Origin of the sequence: Cysteiniphilum marinum, from assembly GCF_014857925.1 — a bacterium.
GTDB classification, from domain to species: Bacteria; Pseudomonadota; Gammaproteobacteria; order Francisellales; family Francisellaceae; genus Caedibacter; species Caedibacter marinus.
The window spans coordinates 1-2,656 of record NZ_JACYVZ010000079.1 but is presented as its reverse complement, the minus strand read 5'-3'; the positions used below and the strand labels follow the sequence as shown (position 1 = coordinate 2,656).

The following is a 2,656-nucleotide window of genomic DNA, read 5'->3' as shown; positions in this document are numbered from 1 at the left end:
TTAATGCTTTGGGCGATTTCGTTTACAAATTCGTTGTAGGTTTGTTTGTTTTGTTTATTTTGTGTGTTTTGATTACGCATTGTCACTACCCTCTAATATCAATTCAATTTTTTCAATACGTTGCTTGCAATAATATTCAAACTCTTTGAATTGTTGTTCTGTGTAACCGTATTCAATCTCAAGCATGTCTCTTCTTTTTTCTATAACCGCATCGTCATCAATTTCGTACAATATAAAATCAATATATGACATTGGTTTTTCAATCTCCTCTAAAGAATATTTAAGATATTTATGCTCTTTGATTAATTCTTCGGTTGTTGGGTAATGATCTCTCAATCTTAAGATTTCTATGAGCAACGGATTATCTTGTTTCTGTTCACTTAAGCGCGTTCTGTTTTCTTGATCTGCTTGATATTGGTATTGATAGCGCTTTAAAACTTTGATTTGCTTTTTTAGTTCCTTGTTTTCAATAGAATAATTGTCTTTTTCCCAAAATATATTTTTTATAAAGAAGTCTGATGCTCTTGCTTCTTCGCATACATCTTCTAACAAGTTACTTTTTTTATCCAGTTCAACCTTTAATGAATCAATGTTAATCTTTGAGCTACGTTCTAAATCTTCATATTTCTTTTTGATTTGGTTTATTTCTGTCGTTAATCTATTTACTTCGCTTGATAACTGAATATTGCTGCGCGATGCATCAATATACTTATCACAATATTCGCCCTTCTTTTCTGATAACTCCTTTGATATTTCAAGGCTTCTTCCTAATGACTTTTCTAGCTGATTAATTCTTTTGTTTTTTCTTGAAAATATACCAATCATTTTTCTAACTCCTTTAATTCTTGGTTTGTGGTTTGTGTGTGTTCACAACCTTTTTGCAACAAGCCATTTAGAAATACCTGTCAAGGGCGCGTAGCGTGCCATTTACCCTTGACAGGTATTTCGGGCTTGTTAAAAAAGACATTAAAAACTAGGTCGTCACACGCAAGCGTAAGCGGAGTGTGACTCAGTTTAAGGCGACAGATTTTTGAGCAACTAAGTTGCGTAGAATAAGAACAGATTAAGTGATGATTTTTTTAGATTTTTTTATTTTTTATATGGTTCAAAATGAACAGGTATCAGGATAATCTGATCTTATTCTGTCTAGCTCCGATGGCGTAAGCTGATAATCTGCTTTAAGTCTTGAGCATGGTTCTTCATAATCTGTCATTGAGTGGATAAGGCTATCAACGATACAAAGTGTTACATCATATCCTTCCAATTTAACTAATATCCTTGACCAGTCACAAATGCCTACAACTTGAATAGTTTTCCCATTATTTAATATGTATTTGTTGTGCATTTTTCTAATTCCCATTCATAAACCTTTTTGCATTTATCCATGATTTCAATGGCTTCTTTCTCACTGATATTTTTAGCAACAGCTATCTGAACTGCTGTAACATTATATTTTTTAAAAAATAAATGGTATTTACTTGCATACATTAACATTTTACTTATTCCTTTTGATTGTGGTTTGTGTGTGTTCACAACCCTTTTGCAACAAGCAATAAAAATTAAATGCAAGGGTGCCGTAGGCACTTGCGTAGCCCTTGCATTTCAATTTTGGCTTGTTACAAAAGACATTAAAAACTAGGTCGTCACACGTGAGCGTAAGCGGAGTGTGACTCAGTTTAAGGCGACAGATTTTTGAGCAACTAAGTTGCGTAGAATGAGAACAGATTAAACGGTAACTTTTCCTGACTATGCAGCTTGACTGTGGCTATCCTTAACCGCTTCCTTAACTTTAATCACTTTACGCATTAGCTGCTCGTGCGTTTTGGCTATAACGACTTGATCATCTAGCTTGGCAATATAGGCTTGCTCGATCTCTGAGTCTTTAAAAAGCTTTTTAACTTTCAGTAGCTCGGCTTGGTGCATCTGGCAATCCTTGATAATGCTATCGTATGGCGTTAAGGTGATGGTTAGATATTTGTTGTCGATAACCTCTAAGCCTGAGCCTAAAACTTCTGTTTTGTAGGTATGGGGTAACGTAAGTTGTGTACTGTAATTGTCGTTATACTCAAGATTAAACCTATCACCAAAGTACAAATAGCCGTCAATCACCCTATACTTTCCTGTGGTTTCGTAAATGTTAATACGCTCTAAACTGGCACTGCTTAAGCTTTGCCATAACTTACGTGCTAGCATAAGCTTGTACAAACTAGAAAAACCTTTGTTTTCGTTGTTAATGGCTGAATTAATATAGCCGTCATCTCTGATTTCTTCATGCCTATAGCTTGGCTCCACCTTATACCAAACATGATCAGCAAATCTTGAGTTAGGTAACTCATGGCTTAGTTGAAACAAACGCTTTTGTACAAAGTGATCAATACATCTATCGGCTGACTTGCCCGCTTGATAGTTAATATCTTTTGCAATATCTTTGTGTAACTCGTTCATGCGCTTGGTAACGGCTTCTTTGCTATCGTCACATAGGGCTTTAAGGTCAATTTTACGTAAAATGGCTAATTTAAAGCCCTGTACAGCGTATGCTTTGCTGTAGTTACCTAATCCATACATACCGCCAAGGTAAAGGTTGGTGTTATTTGTTGTAATTTCTGGCTGATTGGTTTTATTTTTAAATAACATGGTTTGAATCCTCTTAAATTTT

4 protein-coding genes are annotated in these 2,656 nt (G+C 34.9%); all 4 read right to left on the bottom strand.

Annotation, left to right across the window (positions count from 1 at the left end):
• Window positions 1-72: 72 nt before the first annotated feature.
• The 4 genes from IE867_RS14225 to IE867_RS14210 all read right to left on the bottom strand — a co-directional run bounded on the left by IE867_RS14225 (window position 73) and on the right by IE867_RS14210 (window position 2,634).
• On the bottom strand, window positions 73-825 hold the full coding sequence (locus tag IE867_RS14225; protein WP_192485374.1) for a hypothetical protein: 753 nt from the start codon (window positions 823-825) through the stop codon (window positions 73-75).
• 280 nt (window positions 826-1,105) lie between these two features.
• Window positions 1,106-1,345, bottom strand: a complete 240-nt coding sequence (locus tag IE867_RS14220) for a hypothetical protein (RefSeq protein ID WP_192485373.1) — start codon at window positions 1,343-1,345, stop codon at window positions 1,106-1,108.
• Window positions 1,324-1,494 carry a hypothetical protein gene (locus tag IE867_RS14215; protein WP_192485372.1) on the bottom strand — a complete coding sequence of 57 codons (171 nt, stop codon included), beginning with the start codon at window positions 1,492-1,494 and terminating at the stop codon, window positions 1,324-1,326. The genes IE867_RS14220 and IE867_RS14215 overlap by 22 nt, the downstream gene beginning before the upstream one ends.
• 252 nt (window positions 1,495-1,746) lie before the next feature.
• Window positions 1,747-2,634 carry a hypothetical protein gene (locus IE867_RS14210; protein WP_192485371.1) on the bottom strand — a complete coding sequence of 296 codons (888 nt, stop codon included), beginning with the start codon at window positions 2,632-2,634 and terminating at the stop codon, window positions 1,747-1,749.
• Between the last annotated feature and the right edge of the window lie 22 nt (window positions 2,635-2,656).

Coding starts and splice junctions, on each gene's coding strand:
- IE867_RS14225 (WP_192485374.1), bottom strand. CDS start 825: ATGATTGGTATATTTTCAAGAAAAAACAAAAGAATTAATCAGCTAGAA.
- IE867_RS14220 (WP_192485373.1), bottom strand. CDS start 1,345: ATGCACAACAAATACATATTAAATAATGGGAAAACTATTCAAGTTGTA.
- IE867_RS14215 (WP_192485372.1), bottom strand. CDS start 1,494: ATGTTAATGTATGCAAGTAAATACCATTTATTTTTTAAAAAATATAAT.
- IE867_RS14210 (WP_192485371.1), bottom strand. CDS start 2,634: ATGTTATTTAAAAATAAAACCAATCAGCCAGAAATTACAACAAATAAC.